Below are 15,588 nucleotides of genomic sequence, written 5' to 3' on the forward strand. Positions count from 1 at the left end.
CTCAATGCTCCCGGCTGGCGAAGTCGATACGCGGATCGACCAGGGTGTAGGTGAGGTCACCGATCAGTTTCACCACCAGCCCGAGCAGGGTGAAGATAAACAGCGTGCCGAACACCACCGGGTAGTCGCGGTTGATCGCGGCTTCAAAGCTCATCAGGCCGAGGCCGTCGAGGGAGAAGATCACTTCCACCAGCAGCGAGCCGGTGAAGAAGATCCCGATGAACGCCGAGGGGAAACCGGCGATCACCAGCAGCATGGCGTTGCGGAACACATGGCCGTAGAGCACGCGGTGGTTGGTCAGGCCCTTGGCCTTGGCGGTGACCACGTACTGTTTGTTGATCTCGTCGAGAAAGCTGTTTTTGGTCAGCAGGGTCATGGTCGCGAAGTTGCCGATCACCAGCGCGGTGATGGGCAACGCCAGGTGCCAGAAGTAGTCGAGGATCTTGCCGCCCCAGCTCAGCTCATCGAAATTGTTGGAGGTCAGCCCGCGCAAGGGGAACCAGTCGAAGTAACTGCCGCCGGCAAACACCACGATCAGCAGGATCGCGAACAGGAACGCCGGGATCGCGTAGCCGACGATGATCGCCGAGCTGGTCCATACGTCGAAGTGGCTGCCGTGTCGCGTGGCCTTGGCGATCCCCAGCGGGATCGAGACCAGGTACATGATCAGCGTGCTCCACAGCCCGAGGGAGATCGACACCGGCATCTTTTCCTTGATCAGGTCGATGACCTTGGCGTCGCGAAAGAAGCTGTCGCCGAAATCCAGCCGGGCGTAGTTCTTGACCATGATCCACAAGCGTTCCGGTGCCGACTTGTCGAAACCGTACATGGTTTCGATTTCCTTGATCAGCGCCGGGTCCAGGCCTTGGGCGCCACGGTAGCTGGAGCCGGCCACCGCGACTTCGGCGCCGCCGCCGGCAATGCGGCTGGTGGCGCCTTCGAAGCCTTCGAGCTTGGCGATCATCTGCTCCACCGGGCCACCCGGGGCGGCCTGGATGATGACGAAGTTGATCAGCAGAATCCCGAACAACGTGGGGATGATCAGCAACAGGCGGCGAATGATATAGGCCAGCATTTAATCGCCTCCGCTCGCCGGGTCGGCGCTCGTGTCCAGGGTGGTGGCAGGTTTGACGTCGGGTTTGGCCCACCAGGTGGCGGTGCCGACGTCATAACGCGGTGGCACTTTGGGATGACCGAGATGGTCCCAGTACGCCACGCGGAAGGTCTTGATGTGCCAGTTGGGGATCACGTAGTAGCCAAATTGCAACACGCGATCCAGGGCCTTGGCATGGGCGATCAGGCTTTTGCGCGAGTCGGCGTCGATCAGTTCTTCGACCAGTTGGTCGACGGCCGGGTCCTTGAGGCCCATGTAGTTGCGGCTGCCGGGCTTGTCGGCGCTGGAGGATTTCCAGAATTCGCGTTGTTCATTACCCGGCGAGGTGGACTGCGGGAAGCTGCCCACCAGCATGTCGAAATCCCGCGAGCGCAGGCGATTGACGAATTGCGAGACGTCGACCCGGCGAATCACCAGGTCGATGCCCAGGTCTGCCAGGTTGCGCTTGAAGGGCAGCAGGATGCGTTCGAACTCGGTCTGCGCCAGCAAAAATTCAATGCTTACCGGTTTGCCGGTGGCGTCGACCATCTTGTCGTCGACGATGCGCCAGCCGGCTTCCTGCAACAGTTGGTAGGCCTCGCGCTGCTGGGTGCGGATCATGCCGCTGCCGTCGGTCTTGGACGGTTCGAAGGCCTGGGTGAAGACTTCGGCGGGGATCTTGTCGCGCAGCGGTTCGAGGATCGCCAGTTCGTCCGGGCCGGGCAGGCCGGTGGCGGCCATCTCCGAGTTCTCGAAGTAGCTGCGGGTGCGGGTGTAGGCGCCGTTGAACAGCTGCTTGTTGCTCCATTCAAAATCCAGCAACAGGCTGATGGCCTTGCGCACGCGCACGTCCTGGAACATCGGCTTGCGTGTGTTGAACACGAAACCCTGCATGCCGGTGGGGTTGCCGTTGGGGATCTCTTCCTTGACCAGGCGCCCCTCGGCCACGGCCGGAATGTTGTAGGCGTTGGCCCAGTTCTTTGCGCTGAACTCCAGCCAGTAGTCGAACTGCCCGGCCTTCAACGCTTCCAGGGCTACCGTGCTGTCACGGTAATAGTCGGTGATGCGCTGATCGAAGTTGTAGAAACCTTGGGTGACCGGCAGGTCCTTGGCCCAGTAGTCCTTGACCCGCTCGTAGCGGATCATGCGCCCGGCCTTGACCTCGGCGACCTTGTACGGCCCGCTGCCCAGCGGGATTTCCAGGTTGCCCTTGGTGAAGTCGCGGGTGGCCCACCAATGCTTGGGCAATACCGGCAGTTGCCCGAGGATCAGCGGCAATTCGCGGTTGTTGGTGCGCTTGAACTTGAACAGCACCCGCAGCGGGTCTTCGGCGACCACTTCGTCGACGTCGGCGTAGTAAGTGCGGTAGAGCGGCGAGCCTTCCTTCATCAGCATCTGGAAGGTGAACACCACGTCTTCGGCGTGGATCGGGTGGCCATCGTGGAAGCGTGCTTCGGGGCGCAGGTAGAAGCGCACCCAGCTGTTGTCCGGGGCTTTTTCGATCTTGCCGGCCACCAGGCCGTATTCGGTGATGGGTTCGTCCAGGCTCTGCATGGCCAGGGTGTCGTAGATCAGGCTGATATTGTCCGCCGGCACGCCCTTGCTGATGTAGGGGTTGAGGCTGTCGAAACCGCCCATGCTCGACTCGCGAAAGGTGCCGCCCTTGGGGGCATCGGGGTTGACGTAGTCGAAGTGCTTGAAGGTGGCGGGGTACTTGGGTGGCTCGTCGTAGAGGGTCAGCGCATGTTGCGGGGCGGCGTTGGCCGCCGTGCAGAGCAACAGACTGCCGAGCAGTGCCGTACGCAAAGACATCATTGGGCTTTCTCCGAAGCTTTCAGCCACCACGCGCTCAGGCCCAGGCTGTAGGGCGGCGTGGTGACAAAGGCGAACCGGTTGCGGTAGGCCAGGCGATGATAGTTGAGGTACCAGTTGGGAATGCTGTAGTGCTGCCACAGCAGGACCCGGTCCAGGGCCCTGCCGGCGGCCAGTTGTTCGTCGCGGGTGTGTGCCGCCAGCAGTTGTTCGAGCAGGCGGTCGACCACCGGGTTGGCGATGCCGGCGTAGTTCTTGCTGCCCTTGATCGCCGCCTGGCTGGAGTGGAAGTACTGCCACTGCTCAAGGCCGGGGCTGAGGGTCTGGTTGAGGGTCATCAGGATCATGTCGAAGTCGAACTGATCAAGGCGTTGTTTGTACTGCGCCCGGTCGACCGTGCGCAGGCGCGCGTCGATACCGACACTGTTCAGGTTTTCCACGTAGGGCTGCAGGATGCGCTCCAGGTTCGGGTTGACCAGCAGGATCTCGAAGCGTAGCGGTTGCCCGTCCTTGTTGAGCAGGCGCTGCCCGGACAGCTTCCAGCCGCCTTCGCCGAGCAGGGCCAGGGCACGGCGCAAGGTCTCGCGAGGGATGCCGTGCCCGTCGGTCCGGGGCAGGCTGAACGGTTGGGTATAGAGATTGGCCGGCAGTTGGTCGCGGTAGGGCGAGAGCATCAACCATTCATGGCCGACCGGGACGCCGGTCGCCGAAAATTCGCTGTTGGGGTAATAGCTCAAGGTGCGTTTATAGGCGTTGCTGAACAGGGTGCGGTTGGTCCATTCAAAGTCGAACATCAGCCCCAGGGCTTCACGCACCTTGGCCTGGCTGAACGTCGGGCGCCGCGTGTTCATGAACAGGCCCTGGCTTTGGGTCGGGATCTGGTGGGCGATCTGCGCCTTGATCACGTCGCCGCGGCTGACCGCCGGGAAGTCATAACCATTCGCCCAGTTTTTGGCCTGATGCTCGATATAGATATCGAACTCGCCGGCCTTGAAGGCTTCGAAGGCGACGTCGCTGTCGCGGTAGAACTCCACTTCGACCTTGTCGTAGTTATAGAAACCCTGGTTGACCGGCAGGTCCTTGCCCCAATAGTCCTTGACCCGCTCGAACACCAGTTGCCGGCCTGGGGTGACCTTGCTGAGGCGATAGGGCCCGCTGCCCAGCGGTGGTTCGAAGGTGGTGGCCTTGAAGTCGCGGTTTTTCCAGTAATGCTGGGGCAGCACCGGCAGTTCGCCCAGGCGCAGGATCAGCAACGGGTTGCCGGCGCGCTTGAACACAAAACGGATACGGTGGCGGTTGAGGATGTCGACCCGCGCGACTTCCTGCAGGTTGGTGCGGTACTGCGGATGACCTTCGGTCAGCAGGGTGCGATAGGAAAACGCCACGTCATACGCGGTGATCGGCTTGCCATCGTGAAAGCGCGCTTCCGGGCGCAGGTTGAACACCACCCAGCTGCGGTCCTCGCTGTACTCCACCGATTGGGCAATCAGCCCGTAGCTGGAGGTCGGCTCATCGCCGGACGGCGCGTACTGGCCGGTGCCGACCATCAACGGTTCGTTCAGCTCATTGACGCCGTATTGCAGGAAGTTCGGTGTGGAAACCGGGCTCGAACCTTTGAAGGTATAAGGGTTGAGGGTGTCGAACGTGCCAAACGCCATGACCCGCAACGTCCCGCCTTTCGGCGCTGCAGGGTTTACCCAATCGAAGTGGGTGAATTTGGTCGGGTACTTGAGCGTGCCGAACTGCGCATAACCGTGGCTTTCGGTAATCGTCGCGTGCGCAGCAAAGCTCAAGGCCAGACTTATTAGTAGAAGGAGGGGACGCGTCAAGTCAGAGATCCGATCCAGGCAGCTTGGGCTTTATGATCGGTACAGTAACAGCTTGTTCCCGTTGGAAAAAGGCTGTTGGGAAGGGTGGCAGGAGGCTGGCGAGGTATTGAGCGGCGTAGAGATCAAATGTGGGAGTTGGCTTGCCTGCGATGGCATCACCCTGATGTAACTGATACACCTCGGTGTCTGCATCGCAGGCAAGCCAGCTCCCACAGGAGCGCGCTTGCCTGCGGTTTATCTTGGCCCGGAAACCACCAGCATCTGCCCAGGCTTGAGCGCCATGCCAGTGCGTGGGTTCCAGCGCTTGAGATGTTGCATCTCGACGTTGAAACGCTTGGCGACGATATACAGCGAGTCGCCTTTCTTGACCTTGTACTGCACCGGCTTCTTGCTGTCGGCCTTGGCCACCAGCTTGCGCGTGTCCTGCATCACCAGGGTCTGGCCGACCTTGAGTGCCTGGCCGTTGAGCTTGTTCCAGCGCTGCAGGTCATGCACGTCGACCTTGTTGGCCTTGGCGATCAGCGTCAGGTTGTCGCCGTTGCGCACTTTGTAGCTACGGCTGCGACCGGCCACGGATTTGCTCTCGACTTCGTCGAAAACCGGCTTTTTAGGGCGTAATGCCAGCAATTCTTCAGGCTTCATCGCCGAAAGGCTGCTGGTCAGCAGTTGTGCCTTGGAGCTGGGCACCAGCAAATGCTGGGGACCGTCCAGGGTGGTGCGTTGTTTCAGCGCCGGGTTGAGCTGGAACAGTTCGTCTTCGTCGATCTCGGCCAGCGCGGCGACCCGTGACAGGTCCATGCTTTGCTTGACTTCAACCATTTTGAAGTACGGCGTGTTGGCAATCGGGTTCAGGTTGATGCCGTAGGCCTCGGGGGCCAGCACCACCTGGGACAGCGCCAGGAACTTGGGCACGTAGTCCTTGGTTTCCTGGGGCAGGGGCAGGTTCCAGTAGTCGGTCGGCAGGCCGAGCTTCTCGTTGCGCTCGATCGCCCGGCTTACCGTGCCTTCGCCGGCGTTATACGCGGCCAGGGCCAGCAGCCAGTCGCCGTTGAACATGTCATGCAGACGTGTCAGATAGTCCAGGGCGGCGGTGGTGGACGCGGTGATATCGCGACGACCGTCGTAGGCGCGGGTCTGGCGCAGGTTGAAGTAGCGCCCGGTGGAGGGAATGAACTGCCACAAGCCGACGGCATCGCTGCGCGAATAGGCCATTGGGTTGTAGGCACTTTCAATCACTGGCAGCAGCGCCAGCTCCAGGGGCATGTTGCGTTCTTCAAGGCGTTCGACGATGTAATGAATGTAGAGGCTGCCGCGTTCGCCGGCGTTCTCCAGGAAGGACGGGTTGCTGGCGAACCACAGGCGTTGTTGCTCGATACGCGGGTTGACGCCGAGGCCGTCCTGCAATTGAAAGCCCCGACGCATGCGTTCCCAGACATCCTGGGGCGCTTCGGGGCTCGGCTTCTCTGAGAGCCAAATAGGTTTTTGCTTGATCTTGGCAGCAAGATTCGGTTTGGGTTGCACGGTGGATTGTGCAGCGAAATTTGTCGATTGGCAGCCCGCCAGAGTTGCGGAGACAGCCACCGCCACGGCTTGAGCCAGGCGGGTCAATGCGTCTGAATGATTGGATTTACGAGTAGATGACGACATTGGCTGGAAGTAAGTTCCGGGCAAAAATGTCGGGCGATTCTAGAAAGCGCTTTGGTTCCGGTCAACCATTCAGAAATTACGTATCAGATTGCGTCACGTTAGAACTTATCTTTCCAAGCCCTCAAGCTAGCAAATACCTCGTCCCCAGAGCGGTTGTCGCGGCCGTTCCGTTCGTCCACTTTTTGTTTAACGGATGTTTCAGCGGTACGCAGGAACGGGTTGGTGCGTTTTTCCAGGGCCAGGTTGGATGGCAGCGTGATCTCGCCACGGGCGCGCAGTCGGTTGACGTTTTCCACCCGTTCGGCGATATCGGCGTTGTCCGGTTCCACTGCCTGGGCAAACCTGAGATTGCTCTGTGTATATTCATGGGTGCAGTACACCCGCGTGTCGGCGGGCAGGGCGGCCAGGCGTTGCAGCGAGGCATGCATTTGCGCCGGCGTGCCTTCGAACAGGCGGCCGCAACCGCCGGCGAAGAGCGTGTCGCCGCAGAACAGCACGCCTGGGTGGTAAAAGGCGATATGGCCGAGGGTGTGGCCGGGTACGGCGTACACCGCGAAGTCCCAGCCGAGCACGCTGATGCGCTGGTTGTCCTGCAGGGCAACGTCCCGCGCCGGGATCGTTTCGTGGGCCGGACCGTAGACCGTGGCGCCGCTCACGCGTTTCAGCGCTTCGACGCCGCCCACATGATCATGGTGATGGTGGGTGACGAGGATGTCGCTGAGCGTCCACCCCGGGTTCTGCTTGAGCCAGGCCAGCACGGGGGCGGCATCGCCGGGGTCGACCACGGCGCAACGGCGGGACTGGGGTTCCTGTAACAACCAGATGTAGTTATCGGTGAAGGCGGGCAGGGCACTGATCTGTATCATTCTTCGATTCGCCAAGCTGAACACATTGGTGCATCTTAGAACGTCTAGGCGAGTTGGAGAATGCAATGACTGATAAAGCGTTCGCCCAGGCCGATCCTGAATGGCTGGCCCTGATCAGCGCGGCCCGTGACTGGCTGTCCGGGCCGATCGGGCAATTTTTGCTGGATGAAGAACGGCGCATGCTCGAAGACGAGCTGGGCCGGTTCTTTGGCGGTTACCTGGTGCATTACGGCCCGTCGGCCCAGACGCCGCCGTCCGCGCCGCAGGTGCAACGCAATGTGCGCCTGGGCGCGCCGTTGCCGGGGGTGGAGATCGTCTGCGAAGAGCAGGCCTGGCCGTTGAGCGAGCACGCCGCCGATGTGGTGGTGCTGCAGCATGGCCTGGATTTCTGCCTGTCACCCCATGGTTTGTTGCGCGAAGCCGCCAGCAGCGTGCGTCCAGGTGGCCATTTGCTGATTGTCGGTATCAACCCCTGGAGCAGCTGGGGCCTGCGCCATGTGTTCGCCCATGACGGCCTGCGCCAGGCCCGTTGCATTTCGCCGTCGCGGGTGGGGGACTGGCTGAACCTGCTGGGCTTCGCACTGGAGAAACGCCGCTTCGGGTGCTATCGTCCGCCGCTGGCGTCGACCAAGTGGCAGGCCCGTCTGGCCGGCTGGGAGCGTCGGGCGGGGGCTTGGCAGCTGTCGGGTGGCGGCTTCTATTTACTGGTCGCACGCAAGATCGTGGTCGGGCTGCGGCCGGTGCGTCAGGTGCTACGCCAACCCATGGGCAAGCTGGTGCCGATGCCGATGGCCAAGGTCAACCGCAAGCAAAGCCAACCGTAGAACCCTCTTTTTGATTTCAGGCCGGATCAGTCGGCCTCGGGATACTGCCGGCCTAAGCCCGGCAACCCGTTTTGATGGATGTAACCGATGACCGATAGCGTTGAACTCTTCACCGATGGCGCCTGTAAAGGCAACCCTGGCCCCGGCGGCTGGGGCGCCTTGCTGGTGTGCAAGGGCGTGGAGAAGGAATTGTGGGGCGGCGAAGCCAACACCACCAACAACCGCATGGAGCTGATGGGCGCCATTCGCGGCCTCGAAGAGCTCAAGCGGCGTTGCGACGTGCTGCTGGTGACCGACTCGCAATATGTGATGAAGGGCATCAACGAGTGGATGGTCAACTGGAAGAAACGCGGCTGGAAGACGGCGGCCAAAGAGCCGGTCAAGAACGCCGACCTGTGGCAACTGCTCGATGAGCAATGCAACCGCCATAACATCACCTGGAAATGGGTGCGCGGGCACATCGGCCACCATGGCAACGAGCGTGCCGACCAGTTGGCCAACCGTGGCGTCGACGAAGTGCGGGGCTACAAGCAGGGCTGATGCCGCCTGACGTGTTAAGATTGCGCCCCTTGAAATACACCACACCGTTGAGAGCTGAACCCTGATGGCCATCCGATCTGTTGTACTCGATACCGAAACCACCGGCATGCCGGTGACCGATGGTCACCGGATCATTGAAATCGGCTGTGTCGAACTCATGGGCCGTCGCCTCACCGGTCGTCACTTCCACGTCTACCTGCAACCGGACCGCGAAAGTGACGAGGGCGCGATCGGCGTCCACGGTATCACCGACGAATTCCTCAAAGGCAAGCCGCGCTTCGCGGAAGTCGCCGACGAGTTCTTCGAGTTCATCAACGGCGCGCAGTTGATCATCCATAACGCGGCGTTCGACGTCGGCTTCATCAATAACGAATTTGCCCTGATGGGGCAGACGGATCGCGCGGATATTTCCCGGCACTGCTCGATCCTCGACACCTTGATGATGGCCCGTGAGCGTCACCCGGGCCAGCGCAACAGCCTGGATGCCTTGTGCAAACGCTATGGCGTCGACAACGCCGGCCGTGAGCTGCACGGCGCGTTGCTCGACTCCGAGATCCTGGCCGACGTTTACCTGACCATGACCGGCGGGCAGACCAGCCTGTCCCTGGCCGGCAATGCCTCCGACGGTGCCGGTTCGGCGGAGGGTTCGGGCAATCGCCCTTCGGAAATCCGTCGCCTGCCGGCGGATCGCAAACCGACGCCGATCATCCGCGCCAGCGCGCAGGACCTGGCCGAGCATGCGGCGCGGCTCGAAGCGATTGCCAAGTCGGCGGGTGCGCCGGCGTTGTGGACCCAACTGACCCAGCAATAATCTGGCTGAGCGCAATCCAGCAATGTGGGAGGGAGCTTGCTCCCGATAGCGGTGGATCTGTTGCATCAATGTCGACTGGCCCGCCACTATCGGGAGCAAGCTCCCTCCCACATTGGTGAGTCGCTGCTTTCAAAATCTTCATTCGCTACATCCGCTCACAGCTTCTACCCTGAGTGCATCATCCTCAGGACTCAAAGCCCCCATGTACAAAGACCTGAAGTTCCCCATCCTTATCGTGCATCGCGACATCAAGGCCGACACCGTTGCCGGCGACCGGGTTCGGGGTATCGCTCAAGAGTTGGAACAAGAGGGCTTCAGTATCTTTTCTGCGGTGGACTATGCCGAAGGCCGGCTGGTGGCCTCGACCCACCATGGCCTGGCCTGCATGCTGATCGCCGCCGAAGGTGCTGGGGAAAACACCCATCTGCTGCAAAACATGGTCGAACTGATCCGCCTCGCGCGACTGAGGGCGCCCAACCTGCCGATTTTCGCCCTGGGTGAACAAGTCACCCTGGAAAACGCCCCGGCTGATGCGATGAGCGAACTCAACCAACTGCGCGGCATTCTTTACCTGTTCGAAGACACCGTGCCGTTTCTCGCCAGGCAAGTCGCCCGCGCCGCGCGCACGTACCTTGATGGCCTGCTGCCGCCCTTCTTCAAAGCCCTGGTACAACACACCGCCGACTCCAATTATTCCTGGCACACCCCCGGTCACGGTGGCGGCGTGGCCTATCGCAAAAGCCCGGTGGGGCAGGCGTTTCATCAGTTCTTCGGGGAAAACACGCTGCGCTCCGATCTGTCCGTGTCTGTGCCGGAGCTGGGCTCGCTGCTCGATCACACCGGGCCGCTGGCCGAAGCCGAAGCGCGTGCTGCGCGGAATTTTGGTGCCGATCACACCTTCTTTGTGATCAATGGCACCTCGACCGCCAACAAGATCGTCTGGCACTCGATGGTCGCTCGAGATGATCTGGTGCTGGTCGACCGCAACTGCCACAAATCGGTATTGCACTCGATCATCATGACCGGCGCGATCCCGCTGTACTTGTGCCCGGAGCGCAACGAACTGGGCATTATCGGCCCGATTCCCCTCAGTGAATTCAGCCCCGCGTCGATCCGCGCCAAGATCGAGGCCAGCCCATTGACCCGCGGGCGGCCGGCGAAAGTGAAGCTGGCGGTGGTCACCAACTCCACCTACGACGGCCTGTGCTACAACGCCGAGCTGATCAAGCAGCAATTGGGCAACAGTGTCGAGGTGCTGCACTTCGACGAGGCCTGGTACGCCTACGCGGCGTTCCACGAGTTCTTTGCCGGGCGCTATGGCATGGGCACGTCGCGCACGCCGGACAGCCCGCTGGTGTTCACCACGCATTCCACGCACAAGTTGCTGGCGGCATTCAGCCAGGCCTCGATGATCCATGTGCAGGACGGCGGCGCTCGGCAGTTGGACCGCGATCGGTTCAACGAAGCGTTCATGATGCATATCTCCACCTCGCCGCAATACAGCATCATCGCCTCGCTGGACGTGGCGTCGGCGATGATGGAAGGCCCGGCGGGGCGCTCGCTGCTGCAGGAAATGTTCGACGAAGCCTTGAGCTTCCGCCGTGCCCTGGCCAACCTGCGCCAGCACATCGCTGCCGAAGACTGGTGGTTTTCCATCTGGCAGCCGCCGTCCGTGGCCGGCATCGACCGGGTCGCCACGGCGGATTGGCTGTTGCAGCCCGAGGATGACTGGCATGGCTTTGGCGACGTGGCCGAAGATTACGTGCTGCTGGACCCCATCAAAGTCACGTTGGTGATGCCCGGGCTCACTGCCGGCGGCGCGTTGAGCGACTGCGGGATTCCCGCTGCGGTGGTCAGCAAATTCCTCTGGGAGCGTGGCCTGGTGGTGGAAAAAACCGGCCTGTATTCGTTCCTCGTGCTGTTTTCCATGGGCATCACCAAGGGCAAATGGAGTACCTTGCTCACCGAATTGCTGGAATTCAAACGCAACTACGACGCCAATGTCAGCCTTGCCAGTTGCCTGCCTTCGGTATTTGCCCAGGGCCCAGTGCGTTATCAAGGCCTGGGGCTGCGCGACCTGTGCGACCAATTACATAGCTGTTACCGTAGCAACGCCACCGCCAAACACCTCAAGCGGATGTACACCGTGTTGCCCGAAATCGCGATGAAACCGGCCGACGCCTATGACCAATTGGTCAGGGGCGACGTCGAGGCGGTGTCCATCGATGCCTTGGCTGGGCGCATCGCCGCGGTGATGCTGGTGCCTTATCCGCCGGGCATTCCGTTGATCATGCCGGGTGAGCGCTTTACCGAGTCAACGCGTTCGATCATCGACTACCTGGCCTTTGCCCGCACGTTCGATAGCAGTTTCCCCGGCTTTGTCGCGGATGTTCATGGGTTGCAACACGAAGACGACGGCAGTGGTCGTTGTTACACCGTCGATTGCATCAAGGGATAAGGATGTTTATGCAAGCTGTAATGAACCCGAAGTATCCAGGGCTCAGTGTGCGGGTCGCCGACGAGGGCTTCGACGCCTACGTATGGGGCAATGATTTCAGTTTTGAGGTCAGCGCCTATGGCGTGCCGGAGCTGGGCAAGCGGGTCGAACAGTGGCTCGTGGAGCGCATCCTGCCGTACCGCAAGTGCTACGGCATCGACCCGGAGGAGTTCGCCAGCTTTCGCGACGCGCCCGACAGCGCGATCTTCATGGCCTTTCTGGACGACAGACCGGTCGGGCATGTCGTGGTCAGTACCAATTGGAATGGCTTCGCGCACGTCGATGAGCTGGCCGTGGCGTTGCCCGCGCGCCGTCACGGCGTGGCCAAGGCGCTGCTGGACGTAGCGCAGTTCTGGAGTCGCAAGAAAAACCTGCCGGGCATGATGTTGGAGACCCAGAACAACAACCTCGGCGCCTGCCGCCTGTATGAGCGTTGTGGGTACGTGGTGGGCGGGATCGACCACCTGCGCTATCGCGGGATCGACCCGCAAACCCGTGAGGTGGCGATTTTCTGGTATCGCTTGTTCAAGACGGAAGTCGAGGCGGTCTGACGCGTTCAGCTCGCGAGCAGGCCTTCGGCTTTCTGCGTGACAATCTCCAGCAGTGCATTCAGTGCCGGTGAGGTCACGCCCTCCCGGAGGGTCAGCGCATACAGGCTGACCATGATCGGCGGCGATACCGGGCACGCGTCCAGCCCGGCCTCCCGGGCGCCGAACGCAGTGAACGGATCGACGATCGCCAGGCCTTCACCGGCCTCCACCATGCTGCGCATCATCTGGTAAGTCTGCACCCGCGTCTGCACCACCGGCAGCGGGCGCAGGGCTTGCAGCTTGGCGTCGAGCAGGCGACTGAGCGGGTCCTGGCCCTCCAGCCCGATCATCGACTGCCCGGCCAGGTCCTGCAGGGCGATGTACTTCTGCTTGGGTTTGAGCCAGCCATGGGGCGCGAGCAGTTGCAGTTTGCCCTGGGCCAATACGCTGCTTTGGATTTGCGGATGTTCCGGGTCATGCAGGCTCAGGCCCACGTCGGCCTCGTGCAGCAACAGGCTCCTGACAATCTCGCGGGTCGGCTGGCTCGACAGGTTGCACGGCGTGTCCTGGAAGCGTCGGCGCAGCACGGCGATGCTTTGCGGCAGCAGTTGATTGGCCAGGGGCGGCGTACACAGGGCACGCAGGGTTGGCGCGTGATGGTGCTTCAGGCGGCTGGCCAAGCGTTGTACCGGCTCCAGCGCTTCATACACATGGGCGATTTGCGCCTGTAACTCCAGGGTTTCCCGTGTTGGCTGCAGGCGTCCACGCACGCTGGCGAACAACATAAAGCCCAATTGCTGCTCGGCGTCCTTGAGCGTCGCGTCCACATCGCCCACAGAAAGCTGCAACCATTCGGCGGCCGTGCCGAGGTGTCCGGTCTGCAAGATGGCCTGAATCACTTCGATATGACGTAAACGCATGGCCGGAGTCTAGGGTCAGCAGGGCCGGGATTCAATGGCCTGGAAAAAAACAGCGGGAGCGTTGATTCGCATCGACTTACGTTAGCCTTGCGCAACTGCAACAAGCAGGGCATATAACGAGCGTATCAACCGAGCGACAAGGGAGCTCAGAATGTCTGCACCAGTCATAGTCGGCAACCGGCGCACCCACGGCGGCTTTACGCGGTGGGCGGTGCTGGTGGTACTCGTCGTCATCGGCGTGTTGGCCCTGGCATTGTGGCCGCGGCTGTTTGGCGAGATGACCCTGACGGAAATCGCTACGGCCAAGACCCAGGTCGCCGAGCTGGGCAAGGCCGTCGAGCACTTCCATCAAGACACTGGCCGCTATCCGACCGATGAGGAAGGCCTGGAGGGGTTGATCAAGCCGCCCGCCGCCGACGCGAATTGGAAAGGCCCCTATGTCAACGAGGAGCTGCTGACCGATCCGTGGGGTGTTGCTTATCAGTATCACTTTCCGCCGAGCCAACCCCAGGTTCCGTTCGACCTGTTCTCCTTCGGCAAGGATCGGACGTTGGGCGGTGTCGGGGATAACAAGGATATTACCTACGGCGACAACTGATTCATCTGGCATTACCCATCGACCTGTTTAGAATGGTTGGTCTGATCATCAACGACCAATGCCGGTTACCCGGTACTTACAACAAAAACAGGTCTGGTCTCAAATGCCGATGCCCGCGAACTTCTTCGGGGTAACGGCCAGGCAACTGCTGGTCCTGGTGACCGTGGGAGGCGTGGCCGCTTATCTCTTGAGCAATCCCGACGACACTACGTCCGAAAACCTCGCACTCGATGCGTTCATCCGTTCCCAGGAACAGGTGGGCGCGCAGGTGGGTGCGGTGTTGGGCATCACGCTGGTCAGGCAGGTGGTGGCGTATCCCGCGTATGGTACGCCGGGCTACAAGCGCTTGATGTATGACGTCGAGGGCGAGAAGGGGCGACTGATGGTCACGCTCAAACAGGTTGAGGGAGACCCTGGGATTGAAGTGACGGAGGTTCGCCGCCCGTGATCGCCCGGCCCAGTCAATGCCGTCAATGGCCAGGACTGAGCAGGTACGCTCGGGGGCTCAAGCTTATTGCGCGCGGACGGTTTCCGATTCGCGGACGATAATGGTCCCGGACTGAATCAATTTGAATTCATCGCCTTCCAGTTTTTCTACACGGTCGCCAATGGCCAGCTTGTAGGTTGTGGTGGGCGCCGAGCCAGCCAGGCCGTCTAGCGGCGGGGTGGATTCCTGGAACTCATGCACCGAATACACGCGTCCTTCTGCGTCTCTGGCATGGAACTGTCCGACAAGTACTGCTGCCATCTGTTTAGAACCTCTGGAGATAAACACTCGATTTGCGGTTCTGTAGACCGTCATGGAGCGGGGTAGTTTACCTATGGAAAAAAAATACTATTCGTTGATGTTTTCAGACGCTACCTACGCGGGTGGTCGCGAGGCAGACGCCGGGGGAATTATCAAAACCTTCTGGTGAACGCGTCGCGAAGGCTCTATAACTACAAGCTCCTTTAGTCAGACGTCGGGAAACCTCAATGAGCAAGGTCTACACGATTGCCGTCCTGGTGGGCAGCTTGAGAAAAGAGTCGATCAACCGCAAGGTCGCCCTGGCATTGGCCGAACTGGCCCCCGCCAACCTCACATTGAACATTGTCGAAATTGGCGATTTGCCGCTCTACAACGAGGACATCGACGGGGCATCACCGCCCGCAGCCTACAGTACTTTCCGTCAACAAGTGCGTTCATCCGACGCAGTGCTGTTCGTGACCCCCGAATACAACCGCTCCGTGCCCGCCCCGCTGAAGAATGCCATCGATGTGGGCTCGCGCCCTTACGGGCAAAGCGCCTGGAGCGGCAAGCCGGGGGCGATTATCAGTGTGTCGCCGGGGGCTGTCGGCGGCTTTGGCGCCAACCACCATCTGCGCCAGTCCCTGGTGTTCCTCGACGTGCCGTGCATGCAGCAGCCGGAAGCCTACCTGGGCGGCGCGGGCAGTGTGTTCGACGAGGCGGGCAAACTGTCGGAGAAAACCAAGCCGTTCCTGCAGGCGTTTATCGATGCCTACGGCAAGTGGGTAGAAAAACAGCACGGCTGATCGCCGATGTGGAAACGGGCTGGCTCGCGATGGCGATGTATCAGTTGAAGATGCATGCACTGAAGCCGCGCAATCGCGGGCAAGCCCG

General features: G+C 61.2%; 15 protein-coding genes. 8 read left to right on the forward strand and 7 right to left on the reverse strand.

Annotation, left to right across the window (positions count from 1 at the left end; genetic code table 11):
* Position 1 precedes the first annotated feature (1 nt).
* The 5 genes from INT12_RS12290 to gloB form a co-directional block, all read right to left on the reverse strand.
* On the reverse strand, positions 2–1,075 hold the full coding sequence (locus INT12_RS12290) for a microcin C ABC transporter permease YejB (protein WP_017846625.1): 1,074 nt from the start codon (positions 1,073–1,075) through the stop codon (positions 2–4).
* Entirely contained in the window at positions 1,076–2,908 is a 1,833-nt protein-coding gene (locus INT12_RS12295; protein WP_102618075.1) for an extracellular solute-binding protein, read from the reverse strand.
* The gene (locus INT12_RS12300; protein ID WP_126586697.1) at positions 2,905–4,734 is read right to left on the reverse strand and encodes an extracellular solute-binding protein; all 1,830 of its coding nucleotides are present in this window, start codon (positions 4,732–4,734) and stop codon (positions 2,905–2,907) included. The genes INT12_RS12295 and INT12_RS12300 overlap by 4 nt, the downstream gene beginning before the upstream one ends.
* 234 nt (positions 4,735–4,968) lie before the next feature.
* The gene (locus tag INT12_RS12305; RefSeq protein WP_026139979.1) at positions 4,969–6,381 is read right to left on the reverse strand and encodes a lytic transglycosylase domain-containing protein; all 1,413 of its coding nucleotides are present in this window, start codon (positions 6,379–6,381) and stop codon (positions 4,969–4,971) included.
* Positions 6,382–6,479: 98 nt separating this feature from the next.
* Positions 6,480–7,247: a hydroxyacylglutathione hydrolase gene (gene gloB, locus INT12_RS12310; protein WP_193040096.1), complete on the reverse strand. Its 768-nt coding sequence runs from the start codon at positions 7,245–7,247 to the stop codon at positions 6,480–6,482.
* A 65-nt stretch (positions 7,248–7,312) separates the two neighbouring features.
* Between gloB and INT12_RS12315 the strand changes: the two genes are divergently transcribed.
* The 5 genes from INT12_RS12315 (at position 7,313) to INT12_RS12335 (ending at position 12,470) form a co-directional block, all read left to right on the forward strand.
* A complete protein-coding gene (locus INT12_RS12315) occupies positions 7,313–8,071 on the forward strand; it encodes a class I SAM-dependent methyltransferase (protein WP_017846620.1) in 759 nt (252 codons plus the stop codon).
* A gap of 87 nt (positions 8,072–8,158) precedes the next feature.
* Positions 8,159–8,611: a ribonuclease HI gene (gene rnhA / locus INT12_RS12320; protein WP_017846619.1), complete on the forward strand. Its 453-nt coding sequence runs from the start codon at positions 8,159–8,161 to the stop codon at positions 8,609–8,611.
* A gap of 70 nt (positions 8,612–8,681) precedes the next feature.
* On the forward strand, positions 8,682–9,422 hold the full coding sequence (gene dnaQ / locus INT12_RS12325; protein ID WP_193058863.1) for a DNA polymerase III subunit epsilon: 741 nt from the start codon (positions 8,682–8,684) through the stop codon (positions 9,420–9,422).
* Between the two features lie 202 nt (positions 9,423–9,624).
* Positions 9,625–11,880: an Orn/Lys/Arg decarboxylase N-terminal domain-containing protein gene (locus INT12_RS12330; RefSeq protein ID WP_017846617.1), complete on the forward strand. Its 2,256-nt coding sequence runs from the start codon at positions 9,625–9,627 to the stop codon at positions 11,878–11,880.
* A gap of 20 nt (positions 11,881–11,900) precedes the next feature.
* The gene (locus tag INT12_RS12335; RefSeq protein ID WP_046485995.1) at positions 11,901–12,470 is read left to right on the forward strand and encodes a GNAT family N-acetyltransferase; all 570 of its coding nucleotides are present in this window, start codon (positions 11,901–11,903) and stop codon (positions 12,468–12,470) included.
* 5 nt (positions 12,471–12,475) lie between these two features.
* Here INT12_RS12335 and INT12_RS12340 read toward each other — a convergent pair whose 3' ends face one another.
* Positions 12,476–13,369: a LysR substrate-binding domain-containing protein gene (locus INT12_RS12340; protein WP_017846615.1), complete on the reverse strand. Its 894-nt coding sequence runs from the start codon at positions 13,367–13,369 to the stop codon at positions 12,476–12,478.
* Between the two features lie 151 nt (positions 13,370–13,520).
* Between INT12_RS12340 and gspG the strand changes: the two genes are divergently transcribed.
* A complete protein-coding gene (gene gspG / locus INT12_RS12345) occupies positions 13,521–13,967 on the forward strand; it encodes a type II secretion system major pseudopilin GspG (RefSeq protein ID WP_193040095.1) in 447 nt (148 codons plus the stop codon).
* Between the two features lie 103 nt (positions 13,968–14,070).
* Entirely contained in the window at positions 14,071–14,415 is a 345-nt protein-coding gene (locus INT12_RS12350; protein ID WP_017846613.1) for a hypothetical protein, read from the forward strand.
* A gap of 63 nt (positions 14,416–14,478) precedes the next feature.
* On the opposite strand, the gene INT12_RS12355 is transcribed toward INT12_RS12350, so the two are convergent.
* Positions 14,479–14,715, reverse strand: a complete 237-nt coding sequence (locus INT12_RS12355) for a hypothetical protein (protein WP_046383133.1) — start codon at positions 14,713–14,715, stop codon at positions 14,479–14,481.
* A gap of 227 nt (positions 14,716–14,942) precedes the next feature.
* On the opposite strand from INT12_RS12355, the gene INT12_RS12360 reads away from it, so the two are divergent.
* Entirely contained in the window at positions 14,943–15,500 is a 558-nt protein-coding gene (locus tag INT12_RS12360; RefSeq protein ID WP_017846611.1) for an NADPH-dependent FMN reductase, read from the forward strand.
* Positions 15,501–15,588 lie beyond the last annotated feature (88 nt).

The sequence above is a fragment of the Pseudomonas sp. K8 genome (assembly GCF_014889455.1).
Classification (GTDB): domain Bacteria; phylum Pseudomonadota; class Gammaproteobacteria; order Pseudomonadales; family Pseudomonadaceae; genus Aquipseudomonas; species Aquipseudomonas veronii.

Excerpts from the sequence above, each read along its gene's own strand:
- INT12_RS12360 (WP_017846611.1), top strand. The coding sequence starts at position 14,943 with ATGAGCAAGGTCTACACGATTGCCGTCCTGGTGGGCAGCTTGAGAAAA.
- INT12_RS12330 (WP_017846617.1), top strand. The coding sequence starts at position 9,625 with ATGTACAAAGACCTGAAGTTCCCCATCCTTATCGTGCATCGCGACATC.
- INT12_RS12295 (WP_102618075.1), bottom strand. The coding sequence starts at position 2,908 with ATGATGTCTTTGCGTACGGCACTGCTCGGCAGTCTGTTGCTCTGCACG.
- INT12_RS12340 (WP_017846615.1), bottom strand. The coding sequence starts at position 13,369 with ATGCGTTTACGTCATATCGAAGTGATTCAGGCCATCTTGCAGACCGGA.
- INT12_RS12355 (WP_046383133.1), bottom strand. The coding sequence starts at position 14,715 with ATGGCAGCAGTACTTGTCGGACAGTTCCATGCCAGAGACGCAGAAGGA.
- INT12_RS12315 (WP_017846620.1), top strand. The coding sequence starts at position 7,313 with ATGACTGATAAAGCGTTCGCCCAGGCCGATCCTGAATGGCTGGCCCTG.
- INT12_RS12290 (WP_017846625.1), bottom strand. The coding sequence starts at position 1,075 with ATGCTGGCCTATATCATTCGCCGCCTGTTGCTGATCATCCCCACGTTG.
- INT12_RS12305 (WP_026139979.1), bottom strand. The coding sequence starts at position 6,381 with ATGTCGTCATCTACTCGTAAATCCAATCATTCAGACGCATTGACCCGC.
- INT12_RS12335 (WP_046485995.1), top strand. The coding sequence starts at position 11,901 with ATGAACCCGAAGTATCCAGGGCTCAGTGTGCGGGTCGCCGACGAGGGC.
- rnhA (WP_017846619.1), top strand. The coding sequence starts at position 8,159 with ATGACCGATAGCGTTGAACTCTTCACCGATGGCGCCTGTAAAGGCAAC.
- INT12_RS12350 (WP_017846613.1), top strand. The coding sequence starts at position 14,071 with ATGCCGATGCCCGCGAACTTCTTCGGGGTAACGGCCAGGCAACTGCTG.
- gloB (WP_193040096.1), bottom strand. The coding sequence starts at position 7,247 with ATGATACAGATCAGTGCCCTGCCCGCCTTCACCGATAACTACATCTGG.
- gspG (WP_193040095.1), top strand. The coding sequence starts at position 13,521 with ATGTCTGCACCAGTCATAGTCGGCAACCGGCGCACCCACGGCGGCTTT.